Source organism: Mesorhizobium huakuii, assembly GCF_030160235.1.
In the GTDB taxonomy this organism is placed as follows: domain Bacteria; phylum Pseudomonadota; class Alphaproteobacteria; order Rhizobiales; family Rhizobiaceae; genus Mesorhizobium; species Mesorhizobium huakuii.
The window spans coordinates 174,676-199,283 of sequence record NZ_BSNY01000012.1; the positions used below are offsets into that span (position 1 = coordinate 174,676).

Annotated in this window: 21 protein-coding genes; 18 read left to right on the forward strand and 3 right to left on the reverse strand. The window is 64.1% G+C overall.

Annotation, left to right across the window (positions count from 1 at the left end; translation table 11 throughout):
• Positions 1 to 15 precede the first annotated feature (15 nt).
• The 7 genes from QQK95_RS05615 to QQK95_RS05645 are packed head-to-tail and all read left to right on the forward strand — an operon-like array spanning position 16 to position 8,698.
• Complete coding sequence (locus QQK95_RS05615; protein WP_284269808.1) at positions 16 to 1,002, forward strand: ABC transporter permease; 987 nt, start codon at positions 16 to 18, stop codon at positions 1,000 to 1,002.
• A gap of 25 nt (positions 1,003 to 1,027) precedes the next feature.
• Positions 1,028 to 2,008, forward strand: coding sequence for a sugar-binding transcriptional regulator (locus QQK95_RS05620; RefSeq protein WP_284269809.1), 981 nt, complete (start codon positions 1,028 to 1,030; stop codon positions 2,006 to 2,008).
• Positions 2,005 to 3,000: an aldo/keto reductase gene (locus QQK95_RS05625; RefSeq protein WP_284269811.1), complete on the forward strand. Its 996-nt coding sequence runs from the start codon at positions 2,005 to 2,007 to the stop codon at positions 2,998 to 3,000. The genes QQK95_RS05620 and QQK95_RS05625 overlap by 4 nt, the downstream gene beginning before the upstream one ends.
• A gap of 20 nt (positions 3,001 to 3,020) precedes the next feature.
• Positions 3,021 to 4,712 (forward strand): glycerol-3-phosphate dehydrogenase/oxidase, encoded by a 1,692-nt coding sequence (locus QQK95_RS05630; RefSeq protein WP_284269813.1) that lies wholly within the window; start codon positions 3,021 to 3,023, stop codon positions 4,710 to 4,712.
• A complete protein-coding gene (locus QQK95_RS05635) occupies positions 4,703 to 5,545 on the forward strand; it encodes a class I fructose-bisphosphate aldolase (protein ID WP_457920536.1) in 843 nt (280 codons plus the stop codon). Before QQK95_RS05630 ends, QQK95_RS05635 begins: the two co-directional genes overlap by 10 nt.
• Before the next feature lie 22 nt (positions 5,546 to 5,567).
• Positions 5,568 to 7,082: an FGGY-family carbohydrate kinase gene (locus QQK95_RS05640; RefSeq protein ID WP_284269814.1), complete on the forward strand. Its 1,515-nt coding sequence runs from the start codon at positions 5,568 to 5,570 to the stop codon at positions 7,080 to 7,082.
• Positions 7,079 to 8,698, forward strand: coding sequence for a GMC family oxidoreductase (locus QQK95_RS05645; protein WP_284269815.1), 1,620 nt, complete (start codon positions 7,079 to 7,081; stop codon positions 8,696 to 8,698). Before QQK95_RS05640 ends, QQK95_RS05645 begins: the two co-directional genes overlap by 4 nt.
• 128 nt (positions 8,699 to 8,826) lie before the next feature.
• Here QQK95_RS05645 and QQK95_RS05650 read toward each other — a convergent pair whose 3' ends face one another.
• Positions 8,827 to 9,330 (reverse strand): peptide deformylase, encoded by a 504-nt coding sequence (locus QQK95_RS05650; RefSeq protein ID WP_284269816.1) that lies wholly within the window; start codon positions 9,328 to 9,330, stop codon positions 8,827 to 8,829.
• Between the two features lie 347 nt (positions 9,331 to 9,677).
• On the opposite strand from QQK95_RS05650, the gene QQK95_RS05655 reads away from it, so the two are divergent.
• The 9 genes from QQK95_RS05655 to QQK95_RS05695 all read left to right on the forward strand — a co-directional run bounded on the left by QQK95_RS05655 (position 9,678) and on the right by QQK95_RS05695 (position 19,157).
• Positions 9,678 to 10,667: an ABC transporter substrate-binding protein gene (locus QQK95_RS05655; protein ID WP_284269817.1), complete on the forward strand. Its 990-nt coding sequence runs from the start codon at positions 9,678 to 9,680 to the stop codon at positions 10,665 to 10,667.
• Between the two features lie 132 nt (positions 10,668 to 10,799).
• Positions 10,800 to 11,612 carry an ABC transporter permease gene (locus QQK95_RS05660; protein ID WP_284269818.1) on the forward strand — a complete coding sequence of 271 codons (813 nt, stop codon included), beginning with the start codon at positions 10,800 to 10,802 and terminating at the stop codon, positions 11,610 to 11,612.
• A 13-nt stretch (positions 11,613 to 11,625) separates the two neighbouring features.
• A complete protein-coding gene (locus tag QQK95_RS05665) occupies positions 11,626 to 12,429 on the forward strand; it encodes an ABC transporter ATP-binding protein (RefSeq protein WP_284269819.1) in 804 nt (267 codons plus the stop codon).
• A 62-nt stretch (positions 12,430 to 12,491) separates the two neighbouring features.
• Positions 12,492 to 14,096, forward strand: a complete 1,605-nt coding sequence (locus QQK95_RS05670; RefSeq protein WP_457920537.1) for a GMC family oxidoreductase — start codon at positions 12,492 to 12,494, stop codon at positions 14,094 to 14,096.
• Positions 14,097 to 14,242: 146 nt separating this feature from the next.
• Positions 14,243 to 15,514: a flavin-containing monooxygenase gene (locus QQK95_RS05675; protein WP_284269821.1), complete on the forward strand. Its 1,272-nt coding sequence runs from the start codon at positions 14,243 to 14,245 to the stop codon at positions 15,512 to 15,514.
• Positions 15,515 to 15,558: 44 nt separating this feature from the next.
• A complete protein-coding gene (locus QQK95_RS05680) occupies positions 15,559 to 15,975 on the forward strand; it encodes a RidA family protein (protein WP_095775926.1) in 417 nt (138 codons plus the stop codon).
• A 4-nt stretch (positions 15,976 to 15,979) separates the two neighbouring features.
• Positions 15,980 to 16,654, forward strand: coding sequence for a DUF1028 domain-containing protein (locus QQK95_RS05685; protein ID WP_284269822.1), 675 nt, complete (start codon positions 15,980 to 15,982; stop codon positions 16,652 to 16,654).
• Positions 16,655 to 16,680: 26 nt separating this feature from the next.
• Positions 16,681 to 18,171 carry an aldehyde dehydrogenase gene (locus tag QQK95_RS05690; RefSeq protein ID WP_284269823.1) on the forward strand — a complete coding sequence of 497 codons (1,491 nt, stop codon included), beginning with the start codon at positions 16,681 to 16,683 and terminating at the stop codon, positions 18,169 to 18,171.
• 50 nt (positions 18,172 to 18,221) lie between these two features.
• Positions 18,222 to 19,157 (forward strand): LysR family transcriptional regulator, encoded by a 936-nt coding sequence (locus tag QQK95_RS05695; RefSeq protein WP_284269824.1) that lies wholly within the window; start codon positions 18,222 to 18,224, stop codon positions 19,155 to 19,157.
• A gap of 10 nt (positions 19,158 to 19,167) precedes the next feature.
• On the opposite strand, the gene argE is transcribed toward QQK95_RS05695, so the two are convergent.
• Entirely contained in the window at positions 19,168 to 20,334 is a 1,167-nt protein-coding gene (argE, locus tag QQK95_RS05700; RefSeq protein ID WP_284269825.1) for an acetylornithine deacetylase, read from the reverse strand.
• Between the two features lie 278 nt (positions 20,335 to 20,612).
• On the opposite strand from argE, the gene QQK95_RS05705 reads away from it, so the two are divergent.
• Positions 20,613 to 22,682, forward strand: coding sequence for an oxidoreductase (locus QQK95_RS05705; RefSeq protein ID WP_284269826.1), 2,070 nt, complete (start codon positions 20,613 to 20,615; stop codon positions 22,680 to 22,682).
• 75 nt (positions 22,683 to 22,757) lie between these two features.
• Positions 22,758 to 23,630 carry an S-formylglutathione hydrolase gene (gene fghA, locus QQK95_RS05710; RefSeq protein WP_284269827.1) on the forward strand — a complete coding sequence of 291 codons (873 nt, stop codon included), beginning with the start codon at positions 22,758 to 22,760 and terminating at the stop codon, positions 23,628 to 23,630.
• Positions 23,631 to 23,667: 37 nt separating this feature from the next.
• Here fghA and QQK95_RS05715 read toward each other — a convergent pair whose 3' ends face one another.
• Positions 23,668 to 24,600, reverse strand: a complete 933-nt coding sequence (locus QQK95_RS05715; protein WP_284269828.1) for a nucleoside hydrolase — start codon at positions 24,598 to 24,600, stop codon at positions 23,668 to 23,670.
• Between the last annotated feature and the right edge of the window lie 8 nt (positions 24,601 to 24,608).

Sequence of the window (24,608 nt, forward strand, 5' to 3'; positions counted from 1 at the left end):
TCAGGAGAAGCGCTCGTGCACGCCGAGATCAAGGCCGCCGGCGCCGTGCGCCGCATCAATTTCGCTCGCCTCGCATCGCTGCGCGAGGCCGGGCTGATCGTCATCATCCTCGCGCTGTGCATCGCCATGAGCTTTGCCTCGCCGCACTTTCTGACATGGGGCAATTTCCGCGCCATGCTGATGAGCTTCTCCATCGAAGGCATCGTCGTCGTCGGCATGACCATACTGCTCATCGTCGGCGGCATCGACCTTTCCGTCGGCTCGGTCGTGTGCTTCTCGATGGTGGTCTCCGGCGCGCTGTTCCTCGCCGGGCTCGACCCCTGGACGGCAAGTCTGGTCGGCATCGGCGTCAGCGCGCTGATCGGCGCGGCGATGGGCTTCTTCGTCACCGTGGTAGGCCTCAATCATTTCATCACATCGCTCGCCGCCATGGTCATCGTGCGCGGCATGTGCCTGGTCGTCACCAAGGGCACGCCATTGTCGCTGTTCACCTTGCCGCCTTCCTTCAAGGCGATCGGCCAGGGCAGCTTCAACAACATCCCCTATGTGATCCTGATCTTCGTCGTCGTGGTAGCGATCTTCGACTTCCTGCTGCGCCGCGCCACGGCCTTCCGCAAGGTCTTCTACACAGGCTCCAACGAAAAGGCCGCGCAGTTCTCCGGCATCCGGACCAAGCAGGTGAAGTTCTGGGTCACGGTGCTGTGCTCGACGCTGGCCGGTCTGGCCGGTGTCATCTACATGGCGCGCTTCGGTGCGGCGACGCCGACCTTCGGCGCCGGCATGGAGCTCAACATCATCGCGGCCGCAGTCATCGGCGGCGCTTCGCTCAATGGCGGCTCCGGCACCGTTTTCGGAGCGATCCTCGGCATGGCGCTGCTTTCCGTGGTGACAAGTTCGCTCATCCTGCTCGATATCTCTGTCTATTGGCAGGACATGATCAAGGGATGCATCTTGCTCGCTGCCGTATCGATCGATCACTTCCTGCACCGCAAGAAGTCCTGACCTCAAGCGCACCGAAGCAAACACCATGGCTCCTCCCAACACCCGCGACGACATCGCTGCCGTCCGCCAGATGCACCAGGCGCTTGTCCTGCACTATGTCGAAGGCAAGACCCAGGCCGAGATCGCCGTGGAACTCGGCATCTCGCACGCGACGGTCAACCGGCTGATCAAGCGTGGCCACCAGCTCGGCCTCGTCGAGATCAAGATCAAGTCGCCGATCGATCATCTGGTTGACCTCGAGGCGCGGCTGGTGGCGCTGGGCGGCATTGAGCGGGCGATGGTGGTGCCGTCGGTCTCCGAAAATCCGCACACCGCCCTGCAGCGGGTCGGCGAGGCGGCGGCGGGGCTGCTGCTCGACACAATCAAGGACGGCGACACCATTTCGATCACCGGCGGCAAGGGTGTCAGCGCGCTGGTCGCCGGTCTCAAGCCGGGGCGCCGCTACGACGTCGAAATCATCCCCGCCACCGGGCTGGTGCAGGGCAAGCACTACACCGACGTCAATCACGTCGCCTCGCTGATGGCCGACAGGCTCGGCGGCCGTGCCTACCAAGTCCATGCGCCGCTGTTTGCCGATACCGCGCAGCAGCGCGAGATGCTGATGGGCATCAGCTCGGTGGCCGACGTGTTTCGCAAGGCGCGCGAGGCCGATGTCGCGGTGGTGGGTATCGGCTCCATCCTGACCGACGATTCCAGCTACTACGATCTGCATCCCTCCTCGAATGCCGACCGCCAGGCGATCGAGAAGTCGGGGGCGACGGGCGAATTGCTCGCCCATCTCATCGATCGCCAGGGCAAGCTCTGCAACTACTCGCTCAACCGTTCGCTGGTCTCGCTGACGCTTGACGAGTTCGCCACCATCCCGCGCTCGATCGGCATCGCGAGCGGACCCAGCAAGGTCGCGCCGATCCTCGCAGCCATGCGCGGAAACCATCTCGACACCATCGTCACGGACGAGGCCACCGGGCTCCAGATCCTCGAGCTGGCCGAACAGGAGGCAGCATGAACTCTCGACAAGTCCAACGGCAGATCGGCAAGTCCGGCATATCGGCGTCGGCCGTAGGCCTGGGCACCTGGGCGATTGGCGGATGGATGTGGGGCGGCACCGACGAGAAGGAGTCCGTACGGGCCATCGAAGCTTCGATCGACGCGGGCGTCAGCCTGATCGACACCGCGCCGGCCTACGGCCTTGGCCGCAGTGAGGCGATCGTCGGCACCGCCATCAAGGGCAGGCGCGACAAGGTGGTGATCGCGACCAAATGCGGACTGAACTGGCATTCGGGCAAGGGCGGCCATTTCTTCGACCAGGACGGCAGGCCGGTGCATCGCTATCTCGGCGCCGACGGCATAGCCTATGAGGTCGAGCAGAGCCTGCGGCGTCTCGGCACCGATCATATCGACCTCTACATCACCCATTGGCAGGACCCGACGACACCGATCGCCGAGACGATGGCGGTGCTGGAGAAGCTCAAATCGGCCGGCAAGATCCGCGCCATCGGCGCAAGCAACATCAACGCCGAGGATCTCGGCCGCTATGTCGACGCCGGCCGGCTCGACGCGATCCAGGAGCGCTATTCGATGATTGACCGCGAGATCGAGGCCAGCCTGCTGCCGATCACCCGCAGGCACGACATCGCCACTCTCAGCTATTCGTCGCTGGCGCTGGGCCTGCTCACCGGCACAGTCGATCCAGCGCGCACCTTCCGCGGCGACGACCAGCGCAAAGACAATCCACGCTTCTCCATGGATAACCGGCAAAAGGTGGCAAAGCTCAAGGGGGCCATCGCCCCGATCGCTGAACGCCACCAGGCATCGATGGCCCAGATCGTCATCGCCTGGACGCTTGCCCAGCCGGGCGTCACTTTCGCCCTTTGCGGTGCACGCAATCCCGAACAGGCGCTCGACAATGCGCGGGCCGGCGAGATCACGCTCGAGGCAAGCGAGCTTGCGGCCATCGACGCCGCGGCATCAGCGCATCTCACCGCGATGGATGCCTGAGCAAGAAGGCAAGAGCCCCAATGAACCGTAGCCATACACTTGCTGGTCTGCGTGACCGGCCGGACATTGCCGTGCTCGTCATTGGTGGCGGCATCAACGGCATCAGCGTCTTTCGCGAACTGGCTTTGCAGGGCGTCGATGTCGTGCTGGCGGAAAAGGGCGACTATTGCAGCGGCGCCAGTGCCGCGCTTTCGCGCATGGTGCATGGCGGCTTGCGTTATCTTGAAAACGGCGAGTTCAAACTGGTGCGTGAATCGCTGCTGGAGCGGGATCGGCTGCTGAGGAATGCGCCGCACTACGTGGCCCCGTTGCCAACGACGGTGCCGATCTTCGATATTTTCTCCGGTCTCGCCAATGGCGCGGTGCGTTTCCTCGGACTGACGCGGCGGCCCAGCCGGCGCGGCGCGCTGGTGATCAAGACCGGACTTGCCATGTATGACCTGTTCACGTCCGCGCGGCGGCTGATGCCGACGCACAGGTTCAGGGGACGCGCCGAGACGCTTAAGACGTGGCCGGCGATCAATCCGGCGATCCGCAATTCGGCCACCTATTACGACGCCTGGGTGAGCCGGCCCGAACGCCTCGGCCTGGAGATGCTGCTGGATGCCACGGCCGGCGGGGCGCGTGCCATGAACTATGCGCAGGTATCATCGACCGGCGACGGCCTCGCCATCACCGACACGCTGACGGGCGAGAGACTGCCGGTACGGGCGCAACTGGTCGTCAACGCCACCGGCGGCTGGATCGACCTGACCAACAAGGCCATAGGGGCGGCCGCACAGAGGATGATGGGCGGCACCAAAGGCTCGCACCTTATCGTCGACAGCAGCGAACTGCTCGAGGCGCTTGGCGGCCACATGGTCTACTACGAGAATGAGGATGGTCGCATCTGCATCCTGTTTCCCTATCTCGGCAAGGTGCTGGTCGGCTCGACCGACATCCGCGTTGACGACCCGGACCAGGCGCGTTGCGAGGAGGATGAGCAGCGCTACATGCTGCAGTCGCTCGCCTTCGTCTTTCCCTCGATCAAGATCTCCGAGGATCAGATCGTGTTCCGCTTTTCCGGCGTGCGCCCCTTGCCGGCCAGCGAGGACAGTTTCACGAGCCGCATCCCGCGCGATCATTTTTGCGAATTCGTCGAGGCGAGCGGACATCTGCCGGCCACGCTCTGCATGATCGGCGGCAAGTGGACGACGTTTCGTTCGTTCGGAGCATTGGCGGCTGACAGTGTGCTGGAGCGCCTTGGGCTCGAACGCAGTGTGGGCACGCAGGATATGGCCATCGGTGGCGGCCGCGACTTCCCTGCCGATCCGGAAAGCTGGTGCGCGTCATTCGCGCTTGAAAGCGGCCTGCCGGTCGAGCGCGCACGGATGCTTCTGCGGCGCTACGGTACGTCGGCCGGGAAGGTTGTTGCGCATCCGGGAGGTGAGGAGATGCTGCCGCGGTCGGATTACTCGGCAGGCGAAATCCGACACATCATCGAGTGTGAGCAGGTCGAGTGCCTCGCCGACCTATTCCTGCGCCGCACCACCATCGCCATTTCGGGCGACCTCAGCTTCGACCTCATCAACGCCGTTCTCGACATGCTGGCGGCGCACAAGGGCTGGAGCGCCGACGAGGCCGCCGCCGAATGCGAGACCTTCCTCGCTTTGCTGGCCGACCGGCACGGCATTGACTTCAAGACACATCAAAGGAGCGCCTTATGCGCGTAAACAAGAAAGTCCGCATGAACCGGCTGTTCGGCGGTGGCCGCTGTCTCGACGTGGCGATCGATCACGGCGTCTGCAACGAACCGAGCTTCCTTGCCGGGCTCGAAGACATGGCCGGCGTCGTCAATCAGCTGGTCAAGTCCGGCCCCGACGCCATCCAGATGAATTACGGCCAGGCCGATCTGCTGCAGGCCGTGCCGGGCAGGGACAAGCCGGCGCTGGTCATGCGCATCGACATGGGCAATCCCTACAACAAGATACGCCACCGGGCGATGTGGGCGGTGCTGCAGAACGAGGCCGAGCCATTGCTTGGCGCCATCGAGATGGATGCGGCCTGCGTCGTGGTCAATCTGTTCATGCTGCCCGACGAGCCGGACCTGTTCAGGCAGTGCGTGCAGAACATCGCCCGTGTGCGCGCCGATTGCGACAAATACGGTCTGCCGCTGATGATCGAGCCGCTGGCCATGCTTCCGGTCGCCGAGCATGGCGGTTACATGGTCGACGGCGATGCCGAAAAGATCGTCACCTTGACCCGGCTGGCGCGCGAGATGGGCGCCGACATCATCAAGGCCGATCCGACGACCGATCCCCAAGATTTCCATCGTGTCGTCGAGGCCGCGCGCTGTCCGGTTCTGGTGCGTGGCGGCGGCAAGGAAGACCTGCGCGCGGTGTTCGACAAGTCCGCCGCATTGATGGCGCAAGGCGCCCTCGGCATGGTCTATGGCCGCAACATCTACCAGCACGCCAACCCGAGCGCCGTCGTGCGCGGGCTGATGGCGATCATCCATGACGATGCCGATGGCGCCGTCGCCTGGGACCTGTACAACCAGGCATAGGTCGCGGCATCGGGAGGCGCCAATGGCAAACTACATTCTCGGTCTGGACGCCGGCAACACCGTCATCAAGGCCATCCTGTTCGATCTGTCGGGGCGCGAACTGGCGCTTGCCGCCCGCGATGGCCGCTCATCCATGCCGAAGCCCGGCCACGTCGAGCGCGACCTCGATGAACTCTGGCGTAACGCGGTTTCAGTCATCGGCCAATGCATAGCCGAAGCCGGCATCGATGCCGGCGAGATCGTTGCCATCGGCTGCGCCGGCCATGGCAACGGGCTCTATGCGCTCGATCGCGCGGGTGCGCCGCTGATCGGCATCCAGTCGCTCGACACCCGCGCCGTCGGCATTGTCGCCGAGTGGGCCGAACGGAATGTCGGTGATCGCACCTATGTACATTGCCTGCAGCGGCCGTGGGCGGCGCAGACGCCGACCTTGCTTGCCTGGCTCAAGCGCTTTTCACCGGCGCTTTTCGCCAGGATCGGCACGGTGTTCCTGTGCAAGGATTTCGTCGTCAACCGCCTGACCGGCGCACGATGCAGCGATACCTCCGACATGTCGGGCTGCGGCCTGCTGCAGATGCAGGACCGCCGCTACGAGCCGGACCTGCTTGCCGCCTACGGGCTCGGCGACTGCATCGACCTTTTTCCGCCGGTGCTGGAATCGGCCGACATTGCCGGGCACGTCAGCGAGGAGGTGGCAGCGCTAACCGGGCTGAGTGCGGGAACGCCCGTGGTGGCCGGGCTGTTCGACGTCGTCGCCAGCGCGGTTGGCTCCGGCGTGACCAGGACCGGTGCCGCCTCGGTCATCGCAGGGACCTGGAGCATCAACCAGGTCATCACCGACGAGCCGGTCCGCGACCCTTCGATCTTCATGCTGTCGACTTTCGATCGCCAGCGCTATCTGGCGATCGAATCCAGCGCGACCTCGGCCGCCAATCTTGAATGGATCGTTCGCGAATTCCTCGAGCATGGCGGCGAAGCGGACAAATCGCCGTTCGAATTGTGCAGCGAGCTCGTCGCGTCCGTCGATCCCGCGGGCGACATCCCGATCTATCATCCTTTCCTCTACGGGTCGCAGCAGAACGGTCATGCGCGTGCCGGCTTCTACGGCATCGCCGGCTGGCACACGCGTGCGCATCTGCTGCGCGCGCTGTTCGAGGGCGTTGCCTTCGAGCACAGGCGCCATGTCGAGACCTTGCACAAGGCAGGCGCGGATTTCGACAGCGTGGTGCTGTCGGGCGGCGGCTCGCGCAGCAGCGTCTGGCCGCAGATCTTCGCCGATGTGCTCGGCGTGCCCGTAACCGTGGCGCGCAGCCGTGAGACCGGCGCCCTGGGGGCGGCGATCGCGGCAGGCACAGGCGTCGGCATCTTCGCGAACTACAGCGCCGGCGCTACCGCGATGACGGCCGCCGCCCGCCACTTCGCGCCCAATGCGGCGGTTGCCGGGGCTTACGCAGGACGGTATCGCCTGTATGACGAGATCAACCAGGCGATGATTCCGATCTGGGAGCGCATCGCCGCACGGCGGGCACGCATGTGAGCGAAACTTCACCATCCCCTTTCGGCGATTACGACTACGTCATCGTCGGTGCCGGCTCCGCCGGCTGCGTGCTCGCCAACCGGCTCTCGGCCGATCCGCGCAATCGGGTGCTGCTGCTCGAAGCCGGCGGCAGCGACCGCTATCACTGGGTCGATATCCCGATCGGCTACCTCTTTTGCATGGGCAATCCGCGCACCGACTGGATGATGAAGACCGAGCCGGACGCCGGTCTCAACGGACGCAGCCTCAACTATCCGCGCGGCAAGGTGCTTGGCGGCTGTTCGTCGATCAACGGCATGATCTATATGCGCGGCCAGGCAGCCGACTATGAGGGCTGGCGACAGGCCGGCAATGTCGGCTGGGGCTGGGACGATGTGCTGCCATATTTCCGCAAGTCGGAAGACTATCACGGCGGCAAGAGCGCCATGCACGGCAGCGGCGGCGAATGGCGGGTCGAACGGCAACGCCTGTCCTGGCCGATCCTCGACGCGTTCCGGGAGGCCGCCGAGGAACTCGGCATTCCCCGCACCGACGATTTCAATACCGGCACCAATGAAGGCTCGGGCTATTTCGAGGTCAACCAGCGGCAAGGCGTGCGCTGGAACACATCGAAAGCGTTTTTGCGCGGCATTGCGGCGCGCAGGAATTTGCGCGTGGTGACAGGGGCGGAGACCGAACGGCTCGAATTCGACGGCCGGCGCGTCACAGGCCTGGTCTTCCGCCAGGGTGATCGCCTGCACAGGGTCGGCGCCGGGCAGACGATCCTTGCCGCCGGTGCCATCAACTCGCCGAAGATCCTCGAGCTGTCGGGGGTGGGGCGCCCTGATCTTCTTTCGAGCATCGGCGTGGATGTTCGCCACGCCTTGCCGGGCGTCGGCGAAAACCTGCAGGACCATTTGCAGATACGCACGGTTTTCAAGGTCGCCAATGCCGCGACGCTCAACCAGCGCTACCACAATCTGATCAGCCGCGCGGCGATGGGTGTGGAATACGCGCTCAAACGCAGCGGGCCGCTGTCTATGGCCCCGAGCCAGCTCGGCATCTTCGCCAGAAGCGATCCTCGCCTCGCGACACCTGATCTGGAATACCATGTGCAACCGCTGAGCACCGACCGGCTGGGCGAGCCGCTGCATCGCTTTCCCGCGGTCACCGTGTCGGTCTGCAATCTGCGCCCGGAAAGCCGGGGTACTGTTCATATGGCATCGTCCGATCCGCGCGAGGCGACGAAGATCCGGCCGAACTATCTCTCCACCGCGGGAGACCGCAGCGTCGCGGTCGCTTCGCTGCGTCATGTGCGCAGCCTGATGAAGGCACGGGCCGTGGCGCGCTTTGCGCCCGAAGAGATGCTGCCCGGCACGCAATATGACAGCGACGAAGATCTCATCCGCAAGGCCGGCGATATCGGCACGACGATCTTCCACCCCGTCGGCACCTGCAAGATGGGTTCGGACTCGATGGCCGTGGTCGACGACCGGCTGCGCGTTCACGGGCTTGCCGGACTGCGCGTGGTCGATGCCTCGATCATGCCGATAATCGTCTCGGGCAACACCAACTCTCCGGTGGTGATGATCGCCGAGAAGGCGGCGGAGATGATCCTGCAGGATTCGCGCCAATAGTGGTGTGGCGATATGCGGCGCCTTGCTGATGCCGAAGCCGCCGATGTTGATCCGATGCTCGGCTTCGACCCCGAGCATCTCAGGCTAAGACACGCTCTTCAAAATTTCACAAGTGCATTTGAAGGACTTCACGGCGAGCCCCGCTGTTGTTTCTGGTATCGTTTGACAAGCCGCTCCCGCCTCAGGCGGGACAGCCGCTCGATCCAGAAGAGTCCGTCGAGCTGGTCGATCTCGTGCTGGTGGCAGACAGCGAGCAGGCCCTCGGCCTCCTCGAAGGCTTCGTCGCCATCCAGGGTCTGGTAGCCGATACGGACGCGTGCATGCCGTTCGATCTCCTCGGTAACCCCCGGCATGGATAAGCTGCCTTCGACATGGCGGATCATTTCGCCTGATGCCCAAAGAATGACGGGGTTGACATAGCTGCGCGGGCCTGCCGCCGGCGACAGTTCGAGGACGACCAGCCGCTTCAGGATGCCGATGTGGGGCGCGGTGATTCCGATGCCTGGAGCGGCGCGCATCGTATCACTGAGATCGTCGGCAAGCCGGCGCAGGTCTTCGTCAAAGACCGATATGGGCGCGGCGACGGAGCGCAGACGAAGGTCGGGAAATCTCACGATTGGCCGTATCGTCACATCTCACTCCCACATTCGGCAAATCGCACACAGGCCAGGCCGACAAACCGCATCTCGACTTTTGACCGACTGGCGGGGGCCGCGCAACTGCAGCCATGCCCGGGGTATGACAGGTCCGCCTCCCACGCCCCTGCGGCCGGGCGCGGTCAGCGCTGGCCTGGTTAGGCCCAGCCTAAGCAGAATTATCGAAAATCATTATTTGTGCATCGCACACAGCGTGCTTTGCTCCATCCGCCGGCTGAACGAGAACAAAAACAACGTCAGGCGGCAGCCTTCGGTGATGCGCCCGAAGCGGGTTGTTTTTGGCGCGGACAGCGCCGGACCTCAGAAAAAGACAGGGGAACGTGATGACGACAACAATCTCGAAGTTTCGCCGCGCCGCGCTTGCGGCCGGCATTGCGCTGAGCGCGCTTTCGGTGAGCCTCCACGCCGAAGCCGGCAGCTTGAAGCTGGGCATGACGACCTGGGTCGGATACGGCCCGCTCTTCCTTGCGCGCGACATGGGTTACTTCAAGGAAGGTGGCCTCGATGTCTCGCTAGAAATCATCGAGGAAGCATCGATGTACATGGCGGCCGTCGCCGCCGGCGAGCTCGACGGCAGCGCCTCGACCATAGACGAGATCATGAAGTACCGCTCGAAGGACGTCTGCTTCAAATCGGTCTATGCCCTGGATGACAGCCATGGCGGCGACGGCGTCCTGGCGCCGAGCGGCGTGAAGAGCGTCGCCGACCTCAAGGGTATGGAAGTCGGGCTGAACGAAGGCTCGGTGTCGCAGTTCTGGTTCAACATCCTGCTCAAGCAGGCCGGTCTCAGCCAGGCGGATGTGAAGGTCACCAACATGACGGCGGATGATGCCGCCGCCGCCTTCATGGCAGACCGCATTCCCGTTGCCGTCACCTGGGAGCCGCACCTGACGCTGGCCAAGAAGGAAAACAAGGGCCAGGTGCTGATCGATTCCTCGAAGACGCCCGGCCTGATCGTCGATGTGGTGGCGCTGAACTGCGACTACATCACCAAGAACCCCGGGGATGTCGAGGCGCTGGTGAAGGGGCTCTACAAGGCCAACGAGTTCATCAAGGAAAATCCCGAGAAGGCCTATGAAGTGATGGCCAAGGGCGTCGGCGGCTGGCTCAAGGATCCGAAGGACTTCGCCTCTTCCGCCGCGGGCGTGAACTTCTATGGCAAGGAACGCAACGCAGAATTTTTTGCCGGTGGCGAGAGTGGCGAAGCCGGCAAGCTGATCAAGCTCGGCGGCGACGTCTGGGGCGGCTTCGGCAAGCTCAAGATGGACATCAAATACGACGACCTCGTCGATCCGTCCTTCCTTGCGAAGTAACCTATCCTTCTAATTGAGCTCGCTGGACCGCGGGCCGAGCCTCGCGCCTGCGGTCCATCCAGCCCAAAGGGTTTTTCTGTGACACTGGCACCGAATGCAACATCTCCCATCAGCCATATCGTGACCACGGGCGTGGATAAGAATCAGTCCGGTCGATCTGTCTGGAAAGCGGTCGCCACGCCTTTCCAGGCTGTGTCGCGCCCTCTCTCCATCACGCTCAGCGTCCTGGTCTGGGTCGCGGTCATCGGCGGCTGGTTCGCCCTGACCTATTCCGGAGCGGTCAAGGAAATGTTCCTGCCGCGCCCGGAGTCCGTCTTGTCCACCACCATCAGGATGGCGCTCGACGGCTCCTTGTGGGAGCACGTGCTGGCCAGCGTCCAGGTGGTGCTGATCGGTTTCGTCATTTCGAGCATCGTGGCGGTGCCGCTCGGATTGACGATGGGCACCTACCGCATCGTACAGGCCGCGCTAGACCCGCTCGTCAATTTCATCCGCTATCTGCCGGTGACGTCTTTCGTGCCGCTTTTCATCCTGTGGATCGGCATCGGCATCGAGCAGCGCGTGGCCGTCATCATCTTCGGCATCTTCTTCCAGCAACTGGTGATGATCGCCGACAGCGCCCGCGGCGTTCAGCGCGACCTGGTCAACGCAGCCTACACGCTCGGCACGAAACGCAGCGACACGGTCTTCCACATCGTCTTTCCGGCCACGCTTCCGAACGTGCTCGACGTGTTGCGCGTCACCATGGGTTGGGCCTGGACCTATCTCGTCGTCGCCGAACTCGTCGCCGCGCGCAGTGGGCTTGGCTACATCTCGCTCAAGGCCATGCGCGGCTTCCAGGTCGACGTCATCTTCATGGCCATCGCCCTGATCGGCATCCTTGGCCTTTGCACCGACCAATTGTTCCGGGGCATCCGCCGCCTCGTCGCTCCCTGGGCCAATTGAGGAGTTCGTTGACATGGACGCCCTGACACTCGCCACGAAACCGAAGAGCTCCGACATCGCCATCGACAATGTGGCCCTGCGCTACGGCACGGGCGACAATGCGGTGCTGGCGCTGGACGGCATCTCGTTCCATGTCGTGCCCAATGAGTTCTGCGTGATCGTCGGCCCATCCGGCTGCGGCAAGTCGAGCCTGCTCTATCTCATCGCCGGGCTCGAGGAGCGCACCGGCGGCACGATCTCGGTCGGCGGCAAGCCGGTCACCGAGCCTGGCCCCGATCGCGGCATGGTGTTTCAGGCCTACACGCTGTTTCCCTGGCTCACCGTGGCGCAGAACGTCGAATACGGCCCGAAGCGGAAAGGCATGCCGGCGGCCGAGCGCACGGCCATCGTCGAGCATTTCCTCCAGGAGGTCGGCCTGGCGAAATTCGCCAACCACTACCCCTCGCAGCTGTCGGGCGGCATGAAGCAGCGCGTGGCGATTGCGCGCGCTCTCGCCAACGATCCGCAGGTGCTGCTGATGGACGAACCCTTTGGCGCGCTCGACAGCCAGACCCGCCACTCAATGCAGAAGCTTTTGCTGAGGATCTGGGACCATTCCAAGAAAACCGTCCTGTTCGTCACCCACGACATTGACGAGGCGATCCTGCTGGCGGACCGGGTGCTCGTCATGTCCGGCCGGCCCGGCCAGATCAAAAAGGAAATCCGCGTCGGCTTCTCGCGTCCGCGCAGCATGGACCTGGTCATGGAGCCCAACTTCATCGCCATGAAGCGGGAAATTCTCGAGCTGTTGAAGAACGACGAAGACGACGAGCACTAATGCATGTCGCCCAAAAGTGACGTCGGTTTTGGGAAGACGACATGCATGAAACGAAAACCGGCATGAGCATCGCGGCCGCGGAATTCGACTATATCGTCATCGGCGCGGGCTCGGCCGGTTGCGTCCTCGCCAACAGGCTGAGCGCCAACCCCGCAGCCCGTGTCTGCCTGATCGAGGCCGGCGGCAGTGACGACCGCACAAGGGTGCGCGTGCCGGCCGGCATCCTTTCGCTCTACGGCAATCCGAACTTCGACTACGGCTACAAGGGCGTGCCGCAGCCGCTGCTCAACAACCGTCGCATACCGGTAAACCGGGGCAAGCTTCTCGGCGGGTCGAGTTCGATCAATTCGATGGTCTATATCCGCGGCGCAGCACAAGACTACGACGAGTGGGCGGCACTTGGCTGCGCGGGTTGGTCCTATGCCGACGTCTTGCCTGTCTTCAAGAAACTGGAGCGGAACCTGCTGTCGCAGAGCCCGGTCTATCACGGCTTCGACGGCGAACTGCTGGTCGACGTTCCGCGCGACCCCAACGACGTATCCCGCCTGTGGGTAGAGGCGGGCCAGAGCATCGGCCTGCCCGAAAACCGCGACTTCAATGCCGATGGCCAGCTCGGCCTCGGCATCTACAACGTCACCCAGGACAAGGGCCAGCGTTTCTCGGCCTATTCGGCCTTCGTCCGGCCGGTTCTCGGCCGCCCGAACCTCCAGGTGCTGTCGGGTGTCGAGGTGCTCGATCTGGCGATCGAAAGCGGGCGCGTCACCGGCGTCAATGTGATCAGGGACGGAGCGGCCCAAAGGCTGGCATGCCGCGCCGAAGTCGTCCTGAGTGCGGGCGCGATCGGATCGCCGCGCATCCTGCTTGCGTCCGGCATCGGCCCGGCCAAGGAACTGAAGGCGTCGGGGATAGAACCGGTGATGAATGTGCCGGGCGTCGGCAAGAATTTGCGCGACCATGTCGACGGCATGATCACCGTGCGGTCGAACAGCACCAGGACGCTCGGACTGTCGCTCGCCAATCTGCCGGCGATGCTGGCTGCGCCCTTTCAGTATTTCGTCCGGCGCAAGGGCATGCTGACGACCAACTATGTCGAAGCCGGTGGCTTCGCCAGGACGAAATATGCCGGCGATGTTCCCGACGTCCAATTCCACTTTGTCCCGGGTTATCGCAGCCATCGCGGCCGGCTTGTCGAATACGGCCACGGCTACGCCGTGCACACCTGCGTGCTGCGGCCAGGAAGCGTCGGCGAAATCACGCTCGAGCGCGACGGCACCCGCCGCAACGTGCTGATCGATCACCGCTTCTTCCGTGACGGGCAGGATGCCTTGACCCTGGTCGAAGGCATCAAGCTGGCGCGCTCGATCCTGGCTGCGCCGGTCTTTGCCGCTATTCGCGGACCGGAAATCCTGCCGGGACCCGATGTCGTCACCGATGATGAGATCCTCGCCTATCTGCGTGCCGAGGCGCTGACCGTCTATCACCCGGTCGGCACGGCCAAGATGGGCAACGACGCCATGGCGGTTATCGATCCCGCAAGCCTCAAGGTGCGCGGCTTCGACAATCTGCGGGTGGCGGACGCCTCGATCATGCCGACGCTGATTGGCGGCAATACCAATGCGCCATCCATGATGATCGGCGAAAAAGCGGCCACCGCGATACTGTCATAGGCTTCGCTTTGTCTTCGGCCCGGCATTTAGGGACAAGCTAACCACTGCCACGTGAAATCGTAATTTTCGCTAATCAGTCCCTCCAGTACACCAGCGATCTGACCTCCTCGCATCCGCAGAAACTCTTGGGGGGAAAGGACGCAGAAATGTCGGTGGAAAAAATAGACACGCTTGTCGTCGGCGGTGGCCAGGCGGGGGTGGCTATGTCTGAGCATCTGAGCAAATGCGGCGTGCCGCATCTCGTTCTCGAGCGTGGCCGGATCGCCGAGCGCTGGCGTTCGCAGCGGTGGGACTCGCTCGTTGCCAATGGGCCGGCCTGGCATGACCGTTTCCCGGGCATGGAATTTCCCGTGACGGGTCCTGACGGCTTTCCCTCCAAGGAGGAGGTTGCCGACTATTTCGCCGCCTATGCAAGGCAGATCAATGCGCCGATCCGCTGCGGCGTCGAGGTCAGGCTCGTGCAGAGAAATGTCGGTCGACCCGGGTTCCGCGTCGAGACGTCGGGCGGGGTGATCGAAGCCAACAGCATCGTCGCGGCGACCGGACCTTTCCAGGTCCCCGTCATCCCCGCGCTGGTTCCCGGCGATTTGAATATTCTGCAGATTCATTCCAGCGCGTATCGCAACCCCGGACAATTGCCGAAGGGCGCGGTGCTGGTGGTCGGAGCGGGATCGTCAGGTGTGCAGATCGCCGATGAGCTTCAGCGCTCGGGGCGGCGCGTCTACCTCTCGGTCGGTCCGCATGATCGCCCGCCGCGCGCCTATCGCGGGCGCGATTTCTGCTGGTGGCTTGGCGTTCTCGGCAAATGGGATCTCGAAACCCCGGGACCCGGTACGGAACATGTCACGATCGCGGTGAGCGGCGCACGTGGCGGCGAGACGATCGATTTTCGTCGGCTTGCCGCCCAGGGGCTTACCCTGGTTGGCATGACCAAGACATATCAGGACGGCGTGCTGACCTTCGCGCCCGACCTGGCGAAGAACATCGCCCGCGGTGACGCCAACCTGATGTCGTTGCTGGACGAGGCCGACGCCTATGTCGCGCGCAACGGTCTCGACCTTCCGCAGGAGCCCGCGGCCCGTCGGATCGACCCGGATCCGGAATGCCTGGCCAATCCGCTTCGTGAGCTCGATCTTGCCGAGGCCGGGATAGCGGCGATTATCTGGGCGACAGGCTTTGCCGTCGATTACAGCTGGCTGAAGGTCGATGCTTTTGACGAGAAGGGCCGGCCAAGGCATCAGCGCGGTGTCTCGACCGAGCCCGGGATCTATTTTCTCGGCCTGCCTTGGCAGTCGCGAAGAGGGTCGAGTTTCATCTGGGGTGTCTGGCATGATGCCAAGCATGTCGCCGACCGTATTTCGACGCAGCGCAAATATCTGGCCTATCACGCCGCACGGCGCGAGACAGTGGACGCCTGACCGGCGCTGACGACAGCCACGAGCCCGATCTGATGGAGACCAGTATGGCGCATACGAGAATCCGCAAGTTCAACACCAAGGATACCTATCCCGAGCAGAAGCTCGACAATGATCTGTGCCAGGCGGTCGTCACGCGGGGCGGCCGGACAGTCTATCTGCGCGGCCAGTGTCCGCAGGATCTCGACACCGCCAAGAATATCGGCAGCCACGATCCGGCCGAGCAGACGCACAAGGTGATGCAGAACATCAGGCAGCTCATCGAGGAATGCGGCGGCACCATGGAACATCTGGTCAAGGTGGTCGTCTACATCACCGATGTGCGCCACCGCGAGGCGGTTTACCGCACCATGGGCGAGTACATCAAAGGCGTGCATCCCGTCTCGACCGGTCTCGTCGTGTCGGCCCTGGCGCGGCCGGACTGGCTGGTCGAGATCGACGGCACCGCCGTAATCCCGGATTGATGCCATGACCTTTTCCATCGTCGCGCGGTGTGGCCGCACCGGCATGTTCGGCGTCGCGGTCTCGTCTTCCTCTCCGGCGGTGGCAGCGCGCTGTGCTTATGCGCAGGCGGGCGTGGGGGCGGTCGCCAGCCAGAACGTCACCGATCCGACGCTCGGCACAAGAGGGCTCGAACTGCTGGCACGCGGTGCTTCGGCCGCCGAGGCGGTCGCCATCCTGAAACGCACCGGCGCCTGGAGCGACTACCGGCAGGTGCTGGCTGTCGACATCGCCGGGACCACCGCGATCCATTCCGGGCCTAGGGCGCTTGGCATCTGGGCGGAAGCGCGTGCGGAAAATGTCGCCTGCGGCGGCAACATGCTGGCCCATGACGGCGTGCCGCAAGCCATGGTCGAGGCCTTCCTGGCTTCGGACGGGCATCTCGGCGACCGCCTGATCGCGACCATGCGCGCCGCGCTGAAGGCAGGCGGCGAGGCGGGTCCGGTGCATTCGGCTGGAATGAAGCTGGTGCGCGAGGTCGCCTGGCCGGTCGCGGATCTGCGCTGCGACTGGAGTGAGGGCTGCCCGATCGAGGAACTGGCGGCGTTGTGGGATCGCTACAAGCCGCAGCTCGATGCCTACGTGACCCGCGCGATCAATCCGTCCGACGCGCCGAGCTATGGCGTTCCAGGCGACGAATAATCAAGACACGGCCGGGGGCACCAGTCATGAACGAACTCAGTCACAAGGACTGGATCGGCAAGGCATCCGCGATCCGTTTTCGCGACAGGGCGTTCATCGACGGCAAGACGGTCCCCGCGCGTTCGGGCCGAACCTTCGCCAGCATCAATCCGGCCACCGGCGAAACACTGGCCGCGGTGGCGTCCTGCGGCGAGGAAGATGTCGATCTGGCCGTTGCTGCGGCGCGCCGCAGTTTCGAGGCCGGTATCTGGTCACGTACAAGTCCGGCGCACCGCAAGGAGGTACTGCTGCGGCTGGCCCAGCTGCTGCGCGAAAACCTGCAGGAGCTTGCCCTGCTCGAGTCGCTCGACATGGGCAAGCTCGTCACGGATGCGGCGACTGTCGACGTCCCCGGCTCAGCGGCGATCTTCCAGTGGTATGGCGAGGCCATCGACAAGATCTACGACGAAGTGGCGCCGACCGGCGGCAACGATCTGGTGCTGGTGCGGCGGGAGCCGCTCGGCGTGGTCGGTGCCGTGGTGCCGTGGAATTTCCCGCTCGACATGGCGACCTGGAAGTGCGCGCCCGCGCTGGCGGCGGGCAATTCGGTGGTGCTGAAGCCGGCGGAGCAGTCGCCTTTCTCGGCGCTCAGGCTGGCGGAGCTCGCCATGGAGGCGGGCCTGCCCGCCGGCGTGCTCAATGTCGTGCCTGGCCTTGGCGAGACGGCCGGGCAGGCGCTCGGCCGCCACATGGACGTGGATTGCCTTGCCTTCACCGGATCGACCTCGGTCGGCAAGATGTTCCTGCAGTATTCGGGTCAGTCGAACATGAAGCAGGTCTGGCTCGAGACAGGCGGCAAGAGCCCGAACCTTGTCTTCGCCGATTGCGGCGATCTCGATGCGGCGGCCGACATGGCGGCATTCGGCATCTTCTTCAACCAGGGCGAGGTTTGTTCCGCCAATTCGCGCCTGCTCGTCGAACGCTCCATCAAGGATGCCTTCGTGGAGAAACTGGCTGAGCGGGCGGCGGCCACCCAGCCCGGCGATCCGCTCGACCCGGCCTCGAAAATGGGCGCCATGGTCGATGCCCGCCACGCCGCCAGCGTCATGCGCTTCGTCGAGGCCGGCAAGAAGACCGCGCGCCTGGTTGCTGGCGGCGACCGGGTCACGGTCAACGGCCGAGGCAGCTTCATACAGCCCACCATCTTCGACAATGTCGACCATGACGACCCGATTGCCAGGGATGAGATATTCGGGCCGGTGCTTTCGGTCATTGCCTTCGACGATGAGGAACAGGCTATCCGCATCGCCAATGACAGCCCGTACGGGCTGGCGGCATCGCTGTGGACCGACAGTCTTTCGCGTGCGCACCGCGTCGCCGGGCGACTGCGCGCCGGCACCGTTTCCGTCAACACGGTCGACGCGCTGAGTCCGATGACGCCGTTCGGCGGGATCAAGCAATCCGGCTTTGGCCGCGACCTGTCGCTGCACGCGCTGGACAAGTACACCGCGCTGAAAACGACATGGATCAAATACTGAAGCCGCGCGGGCGCTTGATCGCGGCGCCCAAACCGGCGACATAGAAGCCCATGCCGCTACGCTTCACGCTGAGACAACTGGAATATTTCGTCGCCGTCGGCGAAGCCGGCTCCATTACCAAGGCGGCCGAACAGGTCAATGTTTCACCCCCCTCGATCTCGGCGTCTATCGCGCAGCTGGAGGCCGAGTTCGGCGTCCAGCTTTTTGTCCGCAAGCATTCGCATGGCCTGTCGCTCACGGCCGGCGGGCGCGTTTTCCTCAAGGAGGCCGCCAGGCTGCTGGCCGACGCCGACGCTTTGCACGATATCGCCGGCGATATCGCCGAGAAGGTGCGCGGGCCGCTGGCGGTCGGATGCCTGCTCACCTTCGCGCAGATCGTCATGCCGACGCTGCGCGCCAAGTTCGAGCGCGCCTATCCCGAGGTGCGGTTCCGGCAGTTCGAACGCAACCAGGGGCAGTTGCTCGAGATGTTGCAGCGCGGCGAAATCGACGCAGCCCTGACCTACGATCTCGAACTGTCGCAGGACACGACGTTCGAACCGCTGATGCTGGTGCCGGCCTATGTCATGCTGCCAGAGGGGCACCGCTTCGCCGGCAAGGCTTCCATCACGACGGAAGAACTGGCCGACGAGCCGATGGTGCTGCTCGACCTGCCATACAGCCGCGAATACTTTCTCTCGGCCTTCCAGATGCGAGGCATCAGGCCCAATATTGCGGAGCGCACCGGCGACATCGCGGTGATGCGGTCGATGGTCGCAAACGGCTTCGGCTACGGCATTGCCAACATGCGGCCGCTCAACACGCTGGCGCCCGACGGCAAGCCGCTGGTCTTCGTGCCCTTGGCGGGGGATTTGCGGCCGCTGACCATGGGGGTCGCCTTGCCCAATGCCGAGCACCGCACGCAGACGGTGCAGGCATTCATCGATCATTGCCGCCGTTTTGTCGTCGAACAGGGCGTGTTCGGCAGTGGGAGGGTTGTGGAATAGAGGCGTTCCGTCACGCCGGCTGAAGCCGGTGATCGGCAAGCCGCCGCAGCAAATTGTCCAGCATGTCGTCGCAGCGGCGCAGCTGCTCGGCGCTGACGAATTCGTCCGGCCTGTGCCCTTGTGCCATCGAGCCCGGTCCGCACACGATGGTCGGCGTGCCGAGGTCGCGGCTGAACAGTCCGCCTTCGGTGCCGAAGGCGACCTTGATGGTGTCGTTGGCCCCGGTCAGCGACTTCACGAAGGCGACAGCCTGCGAATTCGCCGGCGTGTCCAGGCCCGGATAGGTGTTGGTGATGTCGATATCGATGGCCGCCTCCGGCGCGATCGCCGAGGCGGCAGCGGCGATGCGTTGCGCTTCGGCGCGCAACGCATCGAGGATTAGGTCTGGATTGTCGGCCGCGACATTGCGGATCTCGAAGTCGAGCTGGCACAGGTTCGGCACGATGTTGAGCGCCACGCCGGCATTCATCTTGCCGACATGGACGGTTGTGTACGGAATGTCATAGTCGCCGTCGCGCGCGCCGCCGCTGGCCAGCCTGTCCTGTTCCCGGCGCAGTGCGGAGACGAAGTCGCAGCCGAGATGAATGGCGTTGAGCGCCAGGGGAGCGAGCGCCGAATGACCTTCGCGTCCCCTGCAGATGGCGCGTGCCGCGAGCTTGCCCTTGTGGCCAGTCGCCACCTGCATGTTGGTCGGCTCGCCGACGATGCACAGAAGAGGTCGGTGCGGCGCCGAACGCAGCATGTCGATCAAGCTGTGCACGCCGATGCAGCCGACCTCCTCGTCGTAGGAAAGCGCCAGATGCAAGGGTGTTCGCAGATCCATTTTCGCGGCCTTGAGACACGCAGTGAGAGCGCAGGCGACGAAACCCTTCATGTCGGCGGCACCTCGGCCGTACAGCCTGCCGTCGCGCGCGGTCATCTCGAAGGGCGGCAGCGTCCAATCCTGTCCGTCGATGGGGACGACGTCGGTATGGCCGGACAGCATGACACCGGGCGCGTCGGCCGGCCCGATAGTGACGAACAAGTTAGCCTTGTGGCCATCCGGACTGCGGATAATCTGGCAAGCAATGCCATATGCCGAAAGCAGCTCCGTCACATAGCCGATGAGGTCGAGGTTCGAGTCGCGGCTGACCGTCGGAAAGGCGATCAGCTTTTCAAGGATTTCGATGCTGTCCATGCGTTTTATGTCTCATTGGCTGCGCGCTATCTAGCATCGCGGGGCCACGGCCTTGAAGTCGCATTTGGCTCAGCCAGGATTCACCGGATGCTAATCCAGCCGGCGGAACCGATTAGGCGCGTCCTAATCGGCACAGAAGAAATCTGTAGTTTTCCGGCACGCGCCGCAACTTATGAGTAGGTTCACGGCATCTACCCACCGGGCAGACCGGCTTGCGCCAAGGTTTTGAAACCATCGCCGCGCACGCCACGATGCGACGCTGGCAGGAAGGAAACACCATGCGTGATCCACGCTACGACATTCTGTTCGAGCCCGTGAAGATCGGACCGGTGACCGCCAAGAACCGCTTCTACCAGGTGCCGCATTGCAACGGCGGCGGCTACCGCGATCCGTCCGCTGCGGCCGAGATGCGGCGCATCAAGTCGGAAGGCGGCTGGGGCGTCATCTTCACCGAGCAGACGGAGATGCACCACACTTCGGAGATCACACCCTTCATCGAGCTCAGGCTGTGGGACGACGCCGATATCCCGGCGCTGGCCAAAATGGCCGAGGCCATGCACCAGCACGGCGCGCTGGCCGGCATCCAGCTGGCCTATTCCGGTATCAACGGCCCGAACCTCTACACCAAGGAAGTGCCGCGCGGGCCATCGGCCTTGCCCATCCGCACCTTCACCAATGACCCGGTCCAGGCCCGCGCCATGGACAGGCAGGATATACGCGACCTCAGGCGCTGGCACCGCAATGCCTTCAAACGCGCCAAGCTGGCTGGCTTCGACCTGGTCTGTCTCTACGGCGCGCATGGCTTCGGCATCATCCAGCACTTCCTGTCCACCGCCACCAACCAGCGCAGCGACGAATATGGCGGCTCGCTGGAAAACCGCTCGCGGCTGATGCGTGAACTGATCGAGGAGGGCAGGGATGCCATCGGCGACACCTGCGGCCTGACGCTGCGGTTGTCGCTGGACGAGATGATCGGCGAGCTTGGCTTCGCCAACTCCGAAGTGCGCGACATGATCGAGATGCACGCCGACCTGCCCGACCTCTGGGATCTGGCGCATGGCGCCTGGGAGGACTGCTCGGGGCCGTCGCGCTTCAAGGAGGAAGCCGCGCAGGAAAGCCTGGTGTCCGGCATCAAGACGCTGACCTCGAAGCCGGTCGTCGGCGTCGGACGCTTCACCTCGCCGGATGTGATGGTGAGGATGATCAAGTCCGGCACGCTCGATTTCATTGGCTGCGCGCGCCCGTCGATCGCCGACCCCTTCCTGCCGAAGAAGGTGGAGGAGGGGAGGATCGAAGACATCCGCGAGTGCATCGGCTGCAACATCTGCATCACCGGCGACATGACCATGTCGATCTCGCGCTGCACGCAGAACCCGACCTTCATGGAAGAGTGGCGCAAGGGCTGGCATCCCGAACGTATGCAGGCCAAGGGCGACAGCGACAGCGTGCTGATCGTCGGCGCCGGACCTGCCGGGCTGGAGGCGGCTCGCGCGCTCGGCCTGCGCGGCTATCAGGTGGCAATCGCCGAGGCGGGCACCGAGCTCGGCGGCCGCGTCGCGCGCGAGTGCCGTCTGCCTGGTCTCTCCGCTTGGGGCCGCGTGCGCGACTATCGCCAGTACCAACTTAGCCAGATGCCCAATGTCGACGTCTATTTCGAAAGCCGCTTGTCGGCGCAGGACATACTGGCCTTCGGTTTTCAGAACATCGCGCTCGCCACCGGCTCGACCTGGCGCCGTGACGGCGTGGCGCGCGCCCATGTCGTGCCGATGTCGATCGACCCGGCGATGCCGGTCTACACGCCAGACGACCTGATGGCCGGCAATGTGCCGGCCGGCAATGTCGTGCTGTTCGACGACGACCACTACTATATGGGTGGCGTTCTGGCCGAGCTGATGGCGCGCAACGGCGCCAAGGTGACGCTGGTGACGCCGTCCGCCTATGTCTCGGATTGGACCCGCAACACGCTGGAGCAAAGCGCCATCCACCGCCGCCTGGCTGGGCTCGGTGTCGAGATCGTGCTGAACCGGACCGTGACGCGCATCGTGCACGGAGGCGTCGCCACCGCCTGCGCCTACACCGGTGCCGAACGCGACATCGCCGCCGACGCCGTGGTGCTGGTGACGTCGCGCCAAGAGGATGACCAGGTCTGGCGCGACCTGAAGGCGCGGCGCGAGGAATGGGCCGACAATGGCATTCGCTCGATCAAGGTCATCGGCGATGCCGAGGCGCCGGGGCCGATCGCCTGGGCGACCTATGCCGGCCACCGCTTTGCGCGCGAACTGGACGAAGACGATATCGGCGATGCGCTGCCATTCCGGCGGGAAGTGACGGCCCTGGCGGCGGAGTAGGCGGGACTTGCGCCTGGAAACCATGGTCCTTAGACAGGCGGCCCTGAAGGACGTTTGCCAAAGGCGGAGAAGAACATGCCGGACCTGATGAAGACCATCTCCTCGGCCAAGTCGCATGGCGGCGTGCAGGGCGTCTATTCCCACGCTTCGGATGCCTGCGCCTGCGACATGATTTTCGCCGTCTTCGTGCCGCCGCAGGCCCGTGAAAGACCTTGCCCTGTCGTATGGTACCTCTCCGGCCTCACCTGTACCCATGCCAATGTGATGGACAAGGGCGAGTATAGGCGGATGGCCGCGGAGCTCGGCCTGATCGTCGTCTGTCCCGACACCAGCCCGCGCGGCGCCGACATTCCCGACGAGAAGGACAATTGGCAGTTCGGCTGCGGCGCCGGCTTCTATGTCGACGCCACCCAGGCGCCCTACGCCACGAACTACCGCATGTATGCCTACGTCACCCAAGAATTGCCGGCGTTGATCGCCCGGGAGTTTCCGGCCGACATGACGCGCCAGGCGATCTTCGGCCATTCGATGGGCGGGCATGGCGCGCTGACGATCGCGCTCAAGAATCCCGAGCGCTTCAAAAGCTGCTCGGCCTTCGCGCCGATCGTGCAGCCAAGCACAGCCGGCTGGTCGCGGCCGGCGCTTGAAAAGTACCTCGGTGCCGACGAGACATCATGGCGGGGCTACGATGCCACCTTGCTCATCGAGGATGGCCACCGCTTCCCCGAGCTCTTCGTCGATCAGGGAACCTCGGATGGCTTTCTCAGGGACGGGCTGAGGCCCTGGCTTCTGGAAGAGGCCTGCGCCAGGGCCGGCATCCCTCTGACACTGCGCATGCAGGACGGCTACGATCACTCGTATTTCTTTATTTCGACGTTCATGGACGACCATCTGAGATGGCATGCCCAGAGATTGTCTGACCCGGTCCTTGGCACCGGGCCACGCTGAAGCGAGGGAATGTTTCGGCCGCTGATCCTCGCGGCTCCTAATCCCGCAGCAGGTCGAACATCAGCTTGAAGAAACGGTCGGCATCGACCTCGTGGGCGATACGCGCATTGTCCTTCTCGCCGCGCTCGCCCCAGAAATCGGCGACCGTCGCGCCGAAAGCGTAGGTGCCGGAAAGATCGACGCCGATATGGGCCGGTCGCGTGCGCACCAGTGTCGGGTCGATGGCCAGCGCCAACGCCAACGGATCGTGCATGGCGCCGCCGACACCCATCGAGTTGCGGTGCAGCTTCTCGTAGAACAGCAGCCAGTCATTGACCAGCTTGCCGAGCGGCGTGTCGATGGTGGCGAGCTCGGCATATTGCGGCGCCTCGATCAGCACTTGCATGGTGACGTCGAGCCCGACCATCAGGATCGGCAACCCGCTGTCCAGCACGATCTTCAGCGCTTCGGGATCGCAGAAGGCATTGAATTCCGTCGGCGTGATGATCTCGCTCTTGCGGTAGAACACGCCGCCCATCCAGATCAATTCCTTGATCTTGGGCAGCACGTCGCGATGCTTGAGGATCATCAGGCCGATATTGGACAGCGGGCCGGTGGCGACGACCAGGATCGGCTCCGGCGCGGCGCGCAGCTTGTCGGCCAGGAAATCGACGGCGTGCTGGTCGACCGGCTTGATCGTCGCCTGCGGCAGATAGGGCGAGCCCTCGAGGCCGCTCGGACCGTCGGCGGTGCCAAGCACCAGCGGGCGTGCCAGCGGACGATGGCAGCCTTGCGCGACAGGTACGTCGCCGGCACCGATATATTCGAGGATGCGCAGCGCATTGGCCGTCGTCTTCTCGACCTCGGCATTGCCGCAGGTCGTGGTGACGCCGAGCAGGTTTATCGCCGGTGAGCGATGCGCCATGACCAGCGCAATGGCGTCGTCATGGCCGGGGTCGCAGTCGAACAGGATGGGAGTTGCAATGGTCATTTTGTCGG